The 15,065-nt window shown below is 72.9% G+C and carries 15 protein-coding genes; all 15 read left to right on the forward strand.

Annotation, left to right across the window (positions count from 1 at the left end; translation table 11 throughout):
• Positions 1 to 10: 10 nt before the first annotated feature.
• The 15 genes from FHX36_RS11295 to FHX36_RS11365 all read left to right on the forward strand — a co-directional run bounded on the left by FHX36_RS11295 (position 11) and on the right by FHX36_RS11365 (position 15,018).
• A complete protein-coding gene (locus FHX36_RS11295; RefSeq protein WP_110553443.1) occupies positions 11 to 1,282 on the forward strand; it encodes a flagellar hook protein FlgE in 1,272 nt (423 codons plus the stop codon).
• Between the two features lie 162 nt (positions 1,283 to 1,444).
• A complete protein-coding gene (locus FHX36_RS11300) occupies positions 1,445 to 1,732 on the forward strand; it encodes a flagellar FlbD family protein (RefSeq protein WP_110553444.1) in 288 nt (95 codons plus the stop codon).
• A 3-nt stretch (positions 1,733 to 1,735) separates the two neighbouring features.
• Positions 1,736 to 2,506, forward strand: a complete 771-nt coding sequence (locus tag FHX36_RS11305; RefSeq protein ID WP_110553445.1) for a motility protein A — start codon at positions 1,736 to 1,738, stop codon at positions 2,504 to 2,506.
• The gene (locus FHX36_RS11310) at positions 2,503 to 3,489 is read left to right on the forward strand and encodes an OmpA/MotB family protein (protein ID WP_110553446.1); all 987 of its coding nucleotides are present in this window, start codon (positions 2,503 to 2,505) and stop codon (positions 3,487 to 3,489) included. The genes FHX36_RS11305 and FHX36_RS11310 overlap by 4 nt, the downstream gene beginning before the upstream one ends.
• Positions 3,486 to 3,962, forward strand: a complete 477-nt coding sequence (locus tag FHX36_RS11315) for a flagellar basal body-associated FliL family protein (RefSeq protein ID WP_110553447.1) — start codon at positions 3,486 to 3,488, stop codon at positions 3,960 to 3,962. Before FHX36_RS11310 ends, FHX36_RS11315 begins: the two co-directional genes overlap by 4 nt.
• A gap of 179 nt (positions 3,963 to 4,141) precedes the next feature.
• Positions 4,142 to 5,116 carry a flagellar motor switch protein FliM gene (locus FHX36_RS11320; protein ID WP_110553448.1) on the forward strand — a complete coding sequence of 325 codons (975 nt, stop codon included), beginning with the start codon at positions 4,142 to 4,144 and terminating at the stop codon, positions 5,114 to 5,116.
• Entirely contained in the window at positions 5,113 to 5,859 is a 747-nt protein-coding gene (fliN, locus tag FHX36_RS11325) for a flagellar motor switch protein FliN (RefSeq protein ID WP_110553449.1), read from the forward strand. The genes FHX36_RS11320 and fliN overlap by 4 nt, the downstream gene beginning before the upstream one ends.
• Positions 5,856 to 6,293, forward strand: a complete 438-nt coding sequence (locus tag FHX36_RS11330; RefSeq protein ID WP_183513745.1) for a FliO/MopB family protein — start codon at positions 5,856 to 5,858, stop codon at positions 6,291 to 6,293. The genes fliN and FHX36_RS11330 overlap by 4 nt, the downstream gene beginning before the upstream one ends.
• Positions 6,290 to 7,156 (forward strand): flagellar type III secretion system pore protein FliP, encoded by an 867-nt coding sequence (fliP, locus tag FHX36_RS11335; RefSeq protein ID WP_343056595.1) that lies wholly within the window; start codon positions 6,290 to 6,292, stop codon positions 7,154 to 7,156. The genes FHX36_RS11330 and fliP overlap by 4 nt, the downstream gene beginning before the upstream one ends.
• A gap of 79 nt (positions 7,157 to 7,235) precedes the next feature.
• Positions 7,236 to 7,511: a flagellar biosynthesis protein FliQ gene (fliQ, locus tag FHX36_RS11340; protein WP_110551688.1), complete on the forward strand. Its 276-nt coding sequence runs from the start codon at positions 7,236 to 7,238 to the stop codon at positions 7,509 to 7,511.
• Positions 7,512 to 7,518: 7 nt separating this feature from the next.
• A complete protein-coding gene (gene fliR / locus FHX36_RS11345) occupies positions 7,519 to 8,283 on the forward strand; it encodes a flagellar biosynthetic protein FliR (protein ID WP_110551687.1) in 765 nt (254 codons plus the stop codon).
• Between the two features lie 24 nt (positions 8,284 to 8,307).
• The gene (locus tag FHX36_RS11350) at positions 8,308 to 9,444 is read left to right on the forward strand and encodes an EscU/YscU/HrcU family type III secretion system export apparatus switch protein (RefSeq protein WP_110551686.1); all 1,137 of its coding nucleotides are present in this window, start codon (positions 8,308 to 8,310) and stop codon (positions 9,442 to 9,444) included.
• A 195-nt stretch (positions 9,445 to 9,639) separates the two neighbouring features.
• Positions 9,640 to 11,685, forward strand: coding sequence for a flagellar biosynthesis protein FlhA (gene flhA, locus FHX36_RS11355; protein ID WP_110551685.1), 2,046 nt, complete (start codon positions 9,640 to 9,642; stop codon positions 11,683 to 11,685).
• Positions 11,666 to 14,773 (forward strand): hypothetical protein, encoded by a 3,108-nt coding sequence (locus FHX36_RS11360; RefSeq protein WP_183513746.1) that lies wholly within the window; start codon positions 11,666 to 11,668, stop codon positions 14,771 to 14,773. Before flhA ends, FHX36_RS11360 begins: the two co-directional genes overlap by 20 nt.
• On the forward strand, positions 14,770 to 15,018 hold the full coding sequence (locus FHX36_RS11365) for a hypothetical protein (protein WP_110552270.1): 249 nt from the start codon (positions 14,770 to 14,772) through the stop codon (positions 15,016 to 15,018). Before FHX36_RS11360 ends, FHX36_RS11365 begins: the two co-directional genes overlap by 4 nt.
• The last annotated feature ends 47 nt before the right edge of the window (positions 15,019 to 15,065 follow it).

Below are 15,065 nucleotides of genomic sequence, written 5' to 3' on the forward strand. Positions count from 1 at the left end.
AGCTCCTCGCATGCTGCGTTCCATGTTCTCGGCCATCTCCGGCCTCCGCGCCCACCAGACCAAGCTCGACGTCGCCGGCAACAACATCGCCAACGTCAACACCGTCGGCTTCAAGGGCAGCCAGACCGTCTTCGAGGACACCCTGAGCCAGGTGCTGCGCAACGGCTCCTCGCCCAACGGCACCACCGCCGGCACCAACCCGGCGCAGGTCGGACTGGGCGTCAAGGTCGCCGGCATCACCACCAACTTCGGCCAGGGCTCGACCCAGAACACCGGCCGGGCCAGCGACTTCATGATCAGCGGCGACGGCTTCTTCGTCACCAAGGTCGGCAACGAGCAGCTCTACACCCGGGCCGGCTCCTTCGACACCGACGGCGTGGGCAACCTGATCACCCCCGACGGAGCGAAGCTGCAGGGCTGGATGGCCAGCCCGACCGGCGTCGTCGACATGAACGGCCCGGTCGTCGACCTGCGCATCCCGACCGGCCAGGTGCTCGCCCCGGTGGCGACCACCGGGTCCTCGATCGCCGGCAACCTCTCCGCCTCGGCCGCCACCGGCACCGCGGTGACCTCGCAGGTCAACGTCTACGACGACCTGGGCAACGCCCACCCGGTCAGCGTCACGATGACCAAGCTCGCGGCCGCCGCCGGCCCCCCGGTGGTCGCGGAGAACAGCTGGAGCCTGCAGTTCGCCGACACCACCACGACGCCGCCCTCGCCGCTGGGCGGCACCACCCTGGTGTTCGCCGACGGGACCGTCGCCGGCCAGCCGGCCGGCACGCTGATCAGCGGCGACACGTACACGGTCGGCGCCGCCGGTGGCGCGTGGACCAAGCCCGTCGACTTCGACCTGACCTCGCTGACCCAGTACGGCGGCAAGAGCGACGCGGCGGCGAAGAACACCGCGGAGAGCGGCTCGGCGATGGGCGTGCTCGAGGGCTACTCGCTGAGCAACGACGGCACGATCGTCGGCATCTACTCCAACGGGCTGCGGCAGTCGATCGGCCAGCTGGCCCTGGCCACCTTCACCAACCCGGGTGGCCTGGAGAAGGCCGGCAACAGCTCGTTCCGGGCCGGCGACAACTCCGGCAACCCGCTGGTCGGCACCGCCGGCTCGGGCGGGCGCGGCTCGCTGTCGGCCGGCGCGCTGGAGATGTCCAACGTCGACCTGGCCGAGGAGTTCACCGGGCTGATCGTCGCCCAGCGCGGCTTCCAGGCCAACAGCCGCGTCATCACCACCTCCGACGAGATCCTCCAGGACCTGGTCCAGCTCAAGCGCTGATGACCGACCTCCCTCCCGGGGCCCACCACCCGCACCTCCGTGGCGGGCCCCGGGAGGGAGGCCGTTGAGCTCAAGCACCGGCGTCGACGCGCCGATGAACCCAGTGCGGCTGCGACGACGCCCGCACCGGCGACCGCCGTACCCGACCCCAGGAGCTCCCCCGTGATCCGTCTGACGCGCCTCAACGGTGAGCACTTCGTGCTCAACGCTGAGCTGATCCAGCGCGTGGAGGGCCACCCCGACACCGTGGTCACGCTCCGGGACGACACCAAGTACGTCGTCCTGGAGACCGTCGACCAGGTCGTCCGCGAGGTCCGCGACTACCGGGCGAGCATCCAGGCGGTCGCCTTCCAGATGGACCGCGGTGACCACCGCCCGCCCGCGACCACCGACCTGCAGGGCCCCGAGCGCGCCTCGGTCGTGCCCTTCCCGAGCCGAGAGGAGCGCTGACCCATGGACCCCGCCACCCTGATCGGGTTCGCGATCTCGATCGTCGCCCTGTTCGTCTTCATGACCATGGAGGGCGTCGCCCCGACCGCGCTGATCTTCCTCCCGGCGATCGTCCTGGTCATCATCGCCACCTTCGGTGCGGCGGCGGCCAGCCAGACGATGAACGACCTCAAGAAGATCCCGAACTGGTTCAAGATGGCCATGCTGCCGGCCAAGATCCCGCCGGTCACCGAGCAGATCCAGATCCTGGTCAGCCTGGCCGAGAAGGCCCGCAAGGAGGGCCTGCTGGCCCTCGAGGCCGAGGTCAAGAAGATCGAGTCGCCGTTCCTCAAGCGCGGTCTGCAGATGAGCATCGACGGCACCGACCCCGAGGACCTGCGCAGCATCCTCGAGGGCGAGATCTCGGCCAAGAAGGCCGAGGACAAGGTCGCCGCCAAGTTCATGAACAACATGGGCGGCTACGCCCCGACCATCGGCATCCTGGGCTGCATCGTCGGCCTGATGAACGTGATGAACAACCTCAGCAACCCCGAGGCGCTGGGCCCGATGGTCTCCGCGGCGTTCATCGCCACCCTGTGGGGCGTCATGGCGGCCAACTTCTGGTTCCTGCCGATGGGCGCCAAGATCACCTACATCAGCTCGCTGCAGGCCGCCCAGATGGAGCTGCTCGTCGAGGGCATCGCCGAGATCCAGGCCGGCACCAGCCCGCGCACCGTCCGGGCCAAGCTGACCTCGCTGATCCCGCCCAGTGAGCAGGGGCGCGAGGCGGCATGAGCAAGGGAGGCGGGCACGGCGGGCACGGTGGCCGCCGGGCCAAGAAGCACGAGGAGCACGAGGAGCACGAGAACCACGAACGGTGGCTGGTCTCCGGCTTCGACATGATGACCCTGCTGTTCGTGCTGTTCGTGGTGCTCTACGCGATGAGCTCGATCGACCTGGCCAAGTTCAACGCCTTCGCCGCGGGCGCCCGGACCGGCGAGGGCGCCCCGGTGACCATCCTCAACGACGGCGCGGCCATCGACGCGCCGATCGACAACGACAGCCCGCTGAAGCCGGTGCAGGTGGCCGCCGAGGCCGCCATCGACGGCACCGAGCAGACCGACGCCGAGAAGGCCGCGGCCGAGCAGTACGCAGCCGAGCTGGCCCAGCAGACGGCGGCCGAGGCCCAGGCGGCCTACGACCAGCTGGCCGCCGCCCGCGGGGCGCTGCAGGCCGCGCTGGCCGCCGCCGGCCAGTCCGGTGCCGCGCAGTTCGTCATCGACGAGCGCGGCCTGGTGGTGCACGTGGTCTCCGACCCGGTGCTCTTCGAGCCGGAGTCCGCCGTCCTGCAGCCCCAGGGCGCGGCCGTGCTGGACCTGCTCGCGCCCACCCTGGCCGGCCTGCCCAACCAGATCGAGGTCGAGGGGCACGCCAACTCGCTGCCGGTGACCCGTGGCGGGCCGTGGCCCTCCAACTGGGAGCTCTCCGCCATCCGGGCGACGACGGTGCTCCGGCACCTGACCGAGGTCGACGGGATCGGCGAGACGCGGCTGTCGGCGGCCGGCTACGGCAGCACCCGCCCGCTGGTGCCCGACAGCGACCCCAGCTTCGCCACCGTCAACCGCCGGGTCGACATCATCCTGCTCTCCGCGGCCTCGGCCGAGGCGAACGCGCTGCTGCCCGGCCTGGAGGCCGCCGCCCAGGCGCCCGCCGCCGGCGCCCCGACCACCCCCACGACCCCGACCACCGACAGCCACTCCGAGGGAGGCCACGGATGAGCAAGGACAAGAAGAAGGACGCGCCCGAGGACGAGGAGGGCGCGAAGGGCGGCAAGAAGAAGCTGCTGATCATCGCCCTCGCGGCCGTGCTGGTGATCGGTGGAGGTGCGTACTTCTTCCTCTTCAGCGGCAGCGGGGAGGCGGCCGCCGACCCGGCCACGGAGACCGGCACCGTCGTGCTGAGCATCGAGCCGGTGGCCATCAACCTGGCCGGCGGCAGCTACCTCAAGCTCGGCATGGCCCTGCAGATGTCGGCCCTCTACGACCTGCACGCCGGCGGTGGCCACGGTGCCGCCGCCGAGCCGGACGGCACCAAGGCGCTCGACATCGCGATCACCCAGTTCTCCGGTGCGGCGCTGGCCGACGTCCAGACCAACCGCGAGGCGCTGAAGGAGGCCCTGGAGCACTCGATCATCGAGGCCTACCACGGTGAGGTCTACGAGGTCCGCTACACCGAGTACGTCACCCAGTAGACGAAGCACCCCCGTGCCCCCCGGCACTCGCAGGCTCGCGCCGGGACCCTGCACGGGGGCCGCTCCAGCACGTCACGTGCGCCGCACCAGGCGCAGCTGCACCAGCCGGTGCCGGGTTCCCCGCACCGGCTGGTGCCCGGCGGTCAGGGTCGGCCGACCCTCCGCCGATGAGGACATGCGTGAGCCTGTCCGACACCGTGGCCGACGCGCCGAGCGTGCCTGCCCCCCGGAGCCCCGAGGGACAGGGCCGTTCCCGGCGGCGTGAGCCGCGCACCTACGACTTCCGTCGTCCGACGAAGCTCTCCCGCGAGCACGTCCGGATCCTGCAGATCACCCAGGAGTCCTTCGCCCGCCAGGCGACGACGACGATGACCTCGCTGCTCCGCACCGGGGTGCGGGTCGAGCTGGTCGGGATCGAGCAGTTCTCCTACGACGACTACATCGCGACGCTGCCGTCGTCCTACTTCGTCGCGACCTTCACCCTCGAGCCGCTGGCCGGCAAGGGCGCGCTGGCGTGGCCGCTGGACACCGCGATGGCGATGGTCGACCACATGCTGGGCGGCTCCGGCGCCGGCGACCAGCCCAACCGGCCGATGACCGGCATGGAGAGCGCCATCACCGGCCACCTCCTGGACCGGCTGCTCGACGAGCTCGGCCAGGCGTTCGCCCCGGTGACGCCGCTGTCCCCGGTGCTCGACAGCGTCGAGTACAACCCGCAGCTCGCCCAGGCCGCCTCCGGCTCGGAGACCGTCATGGTCGCGACGTACAGCATGCGGGTCGGCGCCCGGGAGCCCGACGTCACGCTGGTGCTGCCGTTCTCCTCCTTCGCCGCGCCGCTGAACAACGCCGCCTCCCCGCAGCTGTCGGACTCCGCGAAGCACAAGCGGCAGCGGGCGCTCGAGGCGATCACCGAGCGGCTCAACGACGTGCCCGTCGACGTCAGCGTCCGCTTCAACCCGCTCGAGGTCCCCTCCGGCGACCTGCTGAGCCTGGCCGTCGGTGACGTGCTGCTGCTGCGGCACGCGCAGGACAGCCCGCTGCAGGTCACCACGAACGACGTCACCTTCGCGCACGCGCTCCCCAGCAACCACCGGCGCCGCCTGGCCGCCGAGATCGTCCCTGACACCGCGACCGGCGGAAAGGACCCCGCATGACCACCGCCTTCGGCACAGACCGCTCCTCGGACTCCGAGACCATCGCCACGGCCGTCGCGGCCGCGGCGCAGGCGGCCGCGGCCGCGATGCCCGCCGAGCTGGACCTCCGCGCCGGTGAGACGGTGGCCGACCCTGACGCGGTCCCGCTGCCGCCGGCCCCGGGGGCCGCCGTCACCGCGGCGCTCGGCGGCGAGGTCAGCGGCGACATCGTGCTGGTGCTCTCCGAGGAGATCGTCAGCGCGCTGGCCAACTCCCCCGTCGGGCCGATGGACGTCGCCACCGCGCTGCGCCCGGCCCTGGAGGCCGCTGCGTCCGCGCTGGGCCGGGTCCGGGTCGCCGCCGAGCGGGTCGAGGACGTCGTCCCCGCGCTCGACGGGCTGCGGGACAAGGGCGTCTTCCTCGCCGTCCCGCTGATCAGCGGCGGCGAGGTCTCCGCGACGCTGGCCCTGCAGGTCACCCTCCCCCGGGCGCGCGAGCGCCGCGGCAGCCTGGACCTGCTGCGCAACGTCGCCATGGAGGTCACGGTCGAGATCGGCCGGACCCGGATGACGGTCTCCGAGCTGCTCTCCCTCTACCCCGGCGAGGTCATCGAGCTCGACCGCGCCGCCGGCGCCCCGGCCGACCTGCTGGTCAACGGCACGCTGATCGCCCGCGGCGAGATCGTCGTCGTGGACGAGGACTTCGGGCTGCGGATCAGCGAGATCGTCACCGACGCGACGGAGTACGGGAGCCCGGGCGCATGACGTGGATGGTCATCCGCCTGGTGCTGTGCCTGGCGTTCGTCGGCGGCGTGCTCCTCTTCGCCAGCCGGGTCGCCCAGAAGCGCGGCCTCGGCGGCACCACCGGGGTCATCGAGGTGGTCGCCCGCCAGCGCATGGGCCGCACCAGCAGCGTGTCGGTCCTGCGGGTCGCCGGCCGGGTCCTGGTCGTCGGCTCGACCGAGGAGCAGGTCACCCTGCTCGCCGAGGTCGAGGACGACGAGCTGGCGACGGCCCTGGCCTCGGCCACCGGTCCGGCCGCCACCGCGGTCGACGGTGAGGCCGGGCAGCTCTCCCCGGCCCGGCCGGCGATGGCCGCCCGCGGCGGCTCCGGCGCGCTCGCCGGTTCGGTGCTCGACCGCGGCACCTGGACGACGGTCGTGCAGGAGCTGCGCGAGCGGACGGTGCGCCGGTCGTGACCCGCTTCCCCAGCCTGCTGCCGGCCACCGCGCCCGCCGCAGGTACCTCAGCCGTGCCCCGGTTCCGCCGCTTCGCCTGGCTGCTGCCGCTGCTGGTGCTCGCCGCGGTGTCGGCGATGGTGCTGCTGGCCGACCCGGCCTCCGCCGCGCCGACGGCCCCCACCGCGCCCACCGCGCCGACCGCCCCGGTCTCCCCGGTGGTCGACAGCGGGGTGAGCATCAACGTCGGCGGCAACAGCCCGAGCACCGCCGTGACGCTGATCCTGGCGATCACGGTGCTGTCCATCGCCCCGTCGGCGCTGCTGCTGGTCACCTCGTTCACCAAGATCCTCGTGGTGCTGTCGCTGACCCGCAACGCCCTGGGGCTGCCGACCTCGCCGCCGAACCAGGTGCTCACCGGGATCGCACTGTTCCTGACGATCTTCGTGATGGGCCCGGTCTTCGGCGACATCAACGACCTCGCCGTCCAGCCGTACCTGGACGGGACGATCACCGCCTCGCAGGCCTACGACGCCGGTGAGGCGCCGCTGCGGAGCTTCCTGCTGGACAACACCCGCGACGACGAGCTGAAGCTCATGATCGGGCTCTCCGGGGAGGAGGCGCCGGCCGACGCGGAGTCGGTCAGCATGCTCACCCTGGTCCCGGCGTTCGTGCTCTCCGAGCTCAAGAGCGCCTTCATCATCGGGCTGGTCGTCTTCATCCCGTTCCTGGTGCTGGACATGCTGGTCAGCGCCGCGCTGATGGCGATGGGCATGATGATGGTGCCGCCGTCGGTCGTCTCCCTGCCGTTCAAGCTGCTGCTCTTCGTCGTGGTCGACGGCTGGGGCCTGATCGCGACCGCGCTCGTGGGGTCGTACTCGTGAGCGCCGCGATGACGACGGGCGAGCGAGCACCGCAGGGAGCGCCGGCGACCGAGGCGCGGAGCGAGCTCGGAGTCGAGCCATGAGCGACGCCGACGTCACCGAGATCGCCACCCAGACCATGCTCGTGGGGGCCAAGGTGGCCGCCCCGGTCCTGCTCACCGCGCTGCTGGTCGGCTTCATGATCTCGCTGTTCCAGGCGGCCACGCAGATCCAGGAACCGACCTTGTCCTTCGTGCCGAAGATGATCGCGGTGGCCATCGCGCTGCTGGTGACCGGCAACTGGGTGCTCTCGGAGCTGGTCTCCTTCACCAACCAGCTGTTCGAGTCGCTGCCGCGGTTGCTCGGTCAGAGCTGAGGCCGCGGTGGACCTCGAGGTCCCCTCCGCGACCCTGGCCGCCCTCCTGCTGGCCAGCGCCCGGGCGACCGGCTTCATCGCGCTCGCCCCGCCGTTCAACTCCAACGGGATCCCGGCCGCGGTCAAGGGCGCGCTCGGCCTGGCCCTGTCGCTGGTGGTCTTCCCGCACATCACCGGGACGCTGCCCGCGATCACCGCCGGGTTCCTGGTGGTCGCCGCGATCACCGAGGCGGTCATCGGCGCGGCGCTGGGCTTCCTGGTCCAGGTGCTGTTCACCGCCGTCCAGCTGGCCGGCGACATCATCGACGTCACCGGTGGCTTCTCCCTGCAGCCGGCCTACGACCCGATGTCGCTGTCGACGCACGGCGTGATCGGCAAGCTGCACTACCTGCTGGCGATCACCCTGCTGTTCACCAGCGGCGGGCACCTGCTGCTGGTGCGCGGTTTCGTCACCTCCTACGAGGGACTGCCGGTGGGCGGCTCGATCCCGACCGACCAGCTCGGTGAGGCGATGCTGACCGCGTTCACGATGATGTTCCTGGCCGCGCTGCAGATCGCCGGCCCGATGGTCGCGGTGCTGCTGCTGGCCGACGTGGCGCTGGCCCTGCTGTCCAAGGCGGCGCCCGCGCTGAACATCTTCGCCATCGGCTTCCCGGTGAAGATCATGATCACCCTGACCCTGCTGGGCCTGACCTTCCCGCTGCTGCCCTCCGCCCTCGACTCGCTGATGGACACCGCCGTCGAGGGCATCACCGCCCTGAAGAGCGGCTGACGTGACCGACCGGGGAGGTGACTGATGGCCAAGGACGGGCCTGGCGGGGAGAAGACAGAGAAGCCCACACCGCAGAAGCTCAAGCAGGCGCGCAAGGAAGGCCAGATCCCGCGCACCCAGGAGCTGGGCACCTGGCTGGGCGCCGCGGCGGCCAGCGTGCTGCTGCCGATGCTGGTCGGGAACGCGTTCGACGCCGTGCGGCAGCTGTTCGTCCAGGTGGCGGTGATCGCGAACGACCCCGAGCCGGCGGCGTTGTCCCAGCTGCTCGGCGAGGCGCTGATGGTCTTCCTGACCACCATGCTGCCGATGGCGCTGGCGATGATGCTGCTCGGCACGCTCGCGTCGGCGGCCCAGGGCGGCGTCACCTTCGCCACCAAGGGGATGAAGCCGACCCTCAAGAAGTTCAACCCGTTCCCCGGCATCAAGCGCATGTTCGGCACCCAGGGGCTCTGGGAGGCGGTCAAGGCGCTGATCAAGACGGTCGCGCTGGCCGTCGTCATCATCACCACCTCGGACAAGGCGCAGACCCTGGTGTCGGCCTCGGGTGCGCTGCCGCTGTCGGAGGTGGCCCGGGTCTTCACCGAGTCGGCCGTCTCGATGTTCCGCGTCGTCGGCTTCACCGGCCTGGCGATCGCGCTCGCGGACTACGTCGTGGTGCGCCACAAGATGATGAAGCAGCTCAAGATGAGCCAGTACGAGATCAAGCAGGAGCACAAGCAGTCCGAGGGCGACCCGCACATGAAGGCGCAGCGCCGCGCCACCCAGATGGCCATGTCGCGGAACCGGATGATGTCCGAGATGGCGGACGCCGACGTCCTGCTGGTCAACCCGACCCACGTCGCCGTGGCGCTGAAGTACGACCCGCTCAAGGGCGCGCCGCGGGTGGTCGCGAAGGGCGCCGGCGAGGTCGCGGCCCGGCTGCGCGCGCGGGCCGAGGAGTGCCGGGTGCCGATGGTCCAGGACATCCCGCTGGCCCGTGCGCTGCACTCCTCCTGCGAGCTGGGCCAGGAGGTGCCCGCGCAGCTGTTCACCGCCGTCGCCCGGGTGCTGGCCTTCGTCATGCACCTGTCCGCCCGCGGCGTGCGCGGCGGGATGCACCGCCCCGGCTTCGAGGCGCCCGCCCTCGAGGGGCTCCCGAAGGCAGGCCGCCGCCGCGCCTGAGCCCGCCCGCCCCGAGAGCCCCGCCGTCCACTCCCGCCGCCCGTCCTGGGGCCGCCGGAGCTGCTGTGACGGACGGGGCTGCCGGGCCTGCCCTCGCCCTGCCCTCGGTACGGACCGTTCCCGGGACTGCCGAGAACGGCACTGAGGGGCGCACCGCCTCAGCACCGGAGCGTCACCGCACAGGAACGAGGGCACGTGGGAAAGCTGACGAAGGCCGCCGTCCCCATCGGGGTCGTCTCCATCGTCCTGATGCTGGTCGTCCCGCTGCCGGCCACCGTGCTGGACCTGCTGATCGCCGTGAACATCGTCGGGTCGCTGCTGATCCTGCTGGTGTCGATGCAGATCAAGCGGCCCCTGGACTTCGCGATCTTCCCGTCGCTGGTGCTCATCGCCACGCTGATGCGGCTCGCGTTGAACGTCTCCTCGACCCGGCTGGTGCTCACCGACGGCTACGCCGGGAAGGTCATCGAGGCCTTCGGGCACTTCGTGATCGGCGGCTCGCTGATCGTCGGCCTGGTGATCTTCGTGATCCTGACGATCATCCAGTTCGTCGTCATCACCAACGGTGCCGGCCGCGTCGCCGAGGTCGGGGCGCGCTTCACCCTCGACGCGATGCCCGGCAAGCAGATGGCGATCGACGCCGACCTCAACGCCGGCCTGATCAACGAGAAGCAGGCCCGCAAGCGCCGCTCCGAGGTCACCGCCGAGGCCGACTTCTACGGCTCGATGGACGGCGCCAGCAAGTTCGTCAAGGGCGATGCCATCGCCGCGATCATCGTCACCCTGATCAACCTGATCGGTGGCTTCGCGGTCGGCGTCATGCAGAAGGGCATGGCCCCCGGCGAGGCGGTCTCGACCTACTCGCTGCTGACCGTCGGCGACGGCCTGGTCTCCCAGATCCCGGCCCTGCTGATCTCCACCGCGACCGGCCTCATCGTCACCCGCTCCGCCTCCCAGGGCGACATGGGCAGCGACCTGATCAAGCAGCTGGGCCGCAACAAGCAGCCCGTGCGGGTCGCCGGCATCGCCGCCATCGCGCTGTGCCTGATCCCGGGTCTCCCCAAGCTCCCCTTCCTGCTCGTCGGCGGGCTCTTCCTGTTCCTCGCCACGAAGCTCACCGACGAGGTCGAGACGGACGACGAGGCACCGGAGCCCGGCGACGCCGCCCCGGCCGAGGCCCAGCCCGACTCCCCCGAGGCGATCGTCGACCGGATGCGCGTCGACCCGCTCGAGCTCGAGGTCGCCTTCGACCTCGTCGAGCTGGTGGACACCGCCCGCGGCGGCGACCTGCTGGACCGGGTCAAGGCGCTGCGCCGCAAGGTCGCGATGGAGACCGGCCTGGTCATCCCGCTGGTCCGCACCCGCGACAACCTCGACCTGCCGGCGTCCCAGTACGTCATCTGGCTCAACGGCGTCCCCGCGGCCAAGGGCATCTCCCCGGCCGGCACGGTCCTCGCCATCGGCGACCACCTCGACGGGCTGCCCGGCAAGGCCACCCGCGAGCCGGTCTTCGGGCTGGCCGCCAAGTGGGTGCCCGCTGAGCTGCAGCGCCAGGCCGAGATGGCCGGGGCCACCGTCGTCGACCGCTCCTCGGTCATCACCACCCACCTGGCCGAGGTCGTGCGGCAGAACGCCGCCGCGCTGCTGGGCCGCGAGGACGTCAAGGTGCTGGTCGAGATGGTCCGCCGCTCGCACCCCGCCGTCGTCGAGGAGCTCACGCCCACCCTGCTCAGCCTGGGCGAGGTGCAGCGGGTGCTGCAGGCGCTGCTGGACGAGGGCGTCTCCATCCGCGACCTGGTCCGCATCTTCGAGGCGCTGTCACTGCGGGCCAAGGTCTCCACCGACGTCGACGGCCTGGTCGAGGCCGTGCGCGCCGCGCTCGGCGCCGCGATCAGCCACCCGTACGTCAGCGAGGACGAGCGGCTGCACGTCATCACCCTCGAGCCCTCGTTCGAGCAGCGGCTGCTGGAGTCCGTCCGGCAGACCGAGGGCGGCCAGGTCCTGGCGCTGGACGGTCACACCGTCGACGTCCTGGTCCGCGGCTGCACCGAGATCCTCGACGAGGCGGAGCGGATGAACCTGTCCCCCGTGCTCGTCTGCTCGCCGCAGGTGCGAGCCGCACTGTCCCGCCTGGTCCGCCAGGTCCTTCCCCGCCTGACGGTCATCTCGTACAGCGAGGTGTCCCGCACGGCACAGATCGAGTCCCTGGGAGTGGTGAGCGGTGCCCACGCAATCCGTTGAGGCCGCCACGCGTGACGAGGCGATCGCCGCCGCGCGTGACAAGTTCGGGCCCACCGCCCGGGTCGTCGGCGTCCGGCGCATCCGCTCCGGCGGCATGTTCGGCTTCTTCACGAACGAGCGGTTCATCGCCGAGGTGGAGGTCAGCAAGCCGGCCCCGGTCGGCGGCCCCGACTCCGGGACGCTGCTGAAGGTCGGCGCCCGCGAGGAGCGTCCGGAGGCGTCCATGGACGACCGGATGCGCGAGCTCGCCGACCTGCTCGGTGCCGCCCAGGAGCAGCCGTCGGTCGGCCTGTACGGCCGCTCGGGTCCCGCCGCCGAGCCGGCACCCGCCCGGGCCGCCGCCTCCGCCGGTCACCTGGTCGGCCTCGCCGGTGACGACCGCCCGGCCGGCCGCTCGACCACCCCGCCGTCGGGTCGCTTCGACGCCGCCGTCGCCGACCGGTTCGGCGCCCCGGCGTCCGTGCCGTCGCCGGCGCGGGTCGGCGCGGCTGCGTCCCCGGCCGGCCGCCGGTCCGCAGCTCCGCAGCGGGCCGCCGCCACGCCCAAGCCGTTCACCCCGGCCCGGCACACGCTGATGCTGTCGCCCGACGAGCTGGCTCCGGTGGTCCCCGAGCCGGCCGAGCCGGCGGCCTCGTCGGCGCCGGCCAAGCCGTCGCCGTTCGCTGCCGCGCTCACCCGGATGGTGGCCTCCAACCCCGTCCAGGCCGCCGCCGAGGCCGCTGCCGACGCCGCTGCCGCGGAGGCCGCCGCCACCGAGGCAGCCGCCGCGGACGCCGCCGCCGCCCAGGCCGCCGCGGTCGAGGCCGCTGCCGCGGAGGCCGCCCGGGCCGCCGCTGCCCGGATCGACGCCGCTGCCGCCGAGGCCGCCCGGCTCCGGGCTGAGGCCGCTGCCGCCGAGGCCGCCCGCCTGCAGGCGGCCGCCGCTGCCGCCGAGGCTGCCCGGCTCGAGGCCGAGGCCGCTGCCGCCGAGGCCGCCCGGCTCGAGGCGGAGGCCGCCGCGGCCGAGGCTGCTCGGGTCGAGGCTGCGCGCATCGAAGCCGCTCGTCTGGAGGCTGCTCGCGTCGAGGCTGCTCGGCTGGAGGCCGAGCGCCAGGAGGCTGCCCGGCTGGAGGCCGAGCGCCAGGAGGCTGCCCGGCTCGAAGCTGCCCGCATCGAGGCCGCCCGCGTCGAGGCCGAGCGCGCCGAAGCCGAGCGCGCCGAGGCTGCACGGCTGGAGGCTGCTCGCATCGAAGCTGCCCGGCTCGAGGCCGAGCGTCTCGAAGCCGCCCGCATCCAGGCCGCCCGCATCGAAGCCGAGCGCATCGAGGCCGCCCGCATCGAGGCCGCCCGCATCGAAGCCGAGCGCATCGAAGCCGAGCGCGCCGAGGCGGCCCGGCTCGAGGCTGCTCGGCTCGAGGCTGCTCGGCTCGAGGCTGCTCGGCTCGAGGCTGCCCGCATCGAGGCCGCCCGCATCGAGGCCGCCCGCATCGAGGCCGAGCGTGCTGAGGCCGCCCGGCTGCAGGCCGCCGCCGAGGCCGCCCGGATCGAGGCGGCCGCGGCTGCCGAGGTCGAGCGCCTGCGGGCCGAGGCAGCAGCCGAGGCCCGCGAGGCCGCGCCGCTGTCGATGGTCGAGTCCGTCCGCTCCGCCGACGAGGAGCTCGCCGCGCTGCTGGAGGAGGTGCTCGCCGCCAACGGTTCCGGCCGCGGCCGGCACCGGCTGCCCGAGTCGCTCGCGCACGCCGCCGAGGCCACCGCGAGCCCCGCCGTCGCCGCGACCGCCCCGGCCGCCGAGGAGCGGGTGCTCGACGTCCCCGAGCCGTGGGCCTACGCGACGGCCGCCGCGGAGACCAGCGCCTACGACACCGGCTCCTACCGGACCGACCACGTCGCCCACGCCTGGGCCAGTGACGCCCGCGTCGCCCAGCGGGCCGCCCAGGTCGCCGCCGCGCAGAGCTTGGTCGTGGACGCCGTCGTCGTCGACGAGACCCCGGCCGAGGAGGCCCCGCTGGTCGAGTCCCGCCCGGTCGAGGTGCCCGCGCCCGTCCCCGTCGAGGAGGACTTCTTCGCCGTGCCGGTGTCGCTGTCCCCGGCGATGGCGCGCACCGCGAGCGACCCGGCGCCGCTGCCGCTGGACGCCACCATGCACCTGCCCCGGCTGAGCATCACCGGCGGCTCGACGATGCTGTCCGGCCGCCCCGCCGTCCCCGCGCCCCGGCGCGGTCGCCCCCCGGTGCCTGCCAGCCGGAAGGCCGTCACCGGCAGGCCGCAGGTCGCGACCCGGCCGGTGCCGATCCCGGTGCCGATCGGCTCCCGGTCCACGGCCGGCGCGCTGCCCGGTGCCAGCGGCGACGAGCCCGGCTCGCGGCTGGCGACGGTGACCCGGCTGGTGCCGGCCACGACGTCGACCGCGCTGGCCCCGTTCACCATGAGCGGCGCCGAGGAGCTCGTCGTCCGGCTGCTCACCCTGGGCCTGCCGGACTTCATGCTCGGCCACGACTTCACCGCCGACGCCGCCACCCGCGGTGTGTACGCGGCGCTGACCCGGACGCTGGCCGAGCGGCTGCCCGCCGCGCCGCTGCTGCCGACCGAGCCCGGCGACGTGCTGATGGTCGTCGGCCCGGGCGCGGAGACCTTCGCCGCCGCCCGGTCGCTCGCGGTCTCGCTGCGGCTGCAGCCGGAGGACGTGCAGTGGGCCGCCTCGGGTGCACTGGCCGGGCTCGCCCCCGAGCCGAGCCGGATCACCTCGCTGGAGACCGCGGCCGAGCGCCAGCGGGTCAGCACCACCACCGGCACCGTCACCGTCGTCGCCGTGGACGCGCCGCTGCGCACGTCCGGTGGCCCGTGGCTCGAGCACATGCTGTCGGTCTGGGAGCCGACGGCGGTGTGGGCGGTCCTCGACTCGACCCGCAAGCCCGAGGACCTGGTGCCGTGGCTCGACGGGCTGCCCCGCCTCGACGCGGTCGTCGTCCAGGACACCGAGTCCACCGCCGACCCGGCCGCCGTGCTCAGCCACGTGCCGGTGCCGGTCGCCATGGTCGACGGTTCGCGGGCCACCGCGCACCGCTGGGCCTCGCTGCTGTGTGAGCGCCTGGAGGAGATGGACGCATGATCAGCCCGTTCCGCGGCGACGTCGTGCTGACCGGCTTCGTGCTGGCCATCCCGGTGCTGCTGCTCGGGATGCGCGGTGACTTCTCCGCGGACGACGTCATCACCCGGCTGCTGTGGTGCCTGGCCGCCGGCTGGGTCGCGGTCACCGTGGTGCGGCTGGCCAGCACCCCGCCGGTGCCGCCGAAGAAGACGGCGGAGCCGGCTGCGGCCGGCGCGGAGCCCGACGGCGAGCCCGCCCCCGCCTGATCCACCCGGCACGGTGCCGCAGTGCACGCGCTCCGGTCGCATCGCTC

This window comes from Modestobacter versicolor, assembly GCF_014195485.1.
Classification (GTDB): Bacteria; Actinomycetota; Actinomycetes; order Mycobacteriales; family Geodermatophilaceae; genus Modestobacter; species Modestobacter versicolor.

Coding starts and splice junctions, on each gene's coding strand:
- FHX36_RS11295 (WP_110553443.1), top strand. CDS start 11: ATGCTGCGTTCCATGTTCTCGGCCATCTCCGGCCTCCGCGCCCACCAG.
- FHX36_RS11305 (WP_110553445.1), top strand. CDS start 1,736: ATGGACCCCGCCACCCTGATCGGGTTCGCGATCTCGATCGTCGCCCTG.
- FHX36_RS11310 (WP_110553446.1), top strand. CDS start 2,503: ATGAGCAAGGGAGGCGGGCACGGCGGGCACGGTGGCCGCCGGGCCAAG.
- FHX36_RS11315 (WP_110553447.1), top strand. CDS start 3,486: ATGAGCAAGGACAAGAAGAAGGACGCGCCCGAGGACGAGGAGGGCGCG.
- fliN (WP_110553449.1), top strand. CDS start 5,113: ATGACCACCGCCTTCGGCACAGACCGCTCCTCGGACTCCGAGACCATC.
- FHX36_RS11330 (WP_183513745.1), top strand. CDS start 5,856: ATGACGTGGATGGTCATCCGCCTGGTGCTGTGCCTGGCGTTCGTCGGC.
- fliQ (WP_110551688.1), top strand. CDS start 7,236: ATGAGCGACGCCGACGTCACCGAGATCGCCACCCAGACCATGCTCGTG.
- FHX36_RS11350 (WP_110551686.1), top strand. CDS start 8,308: ATGGCCAAGGACGGGCCTGGCGGGGAGAAGACAGAGAAGCCCACACCG.
- FHX36_RS11365 (WP_110552270.1), top strand. CDS start 14,770: ATGATCAGCCCGTTCCGCGGCGACGTCGTGCTGACCGGCTTCGTGCTG.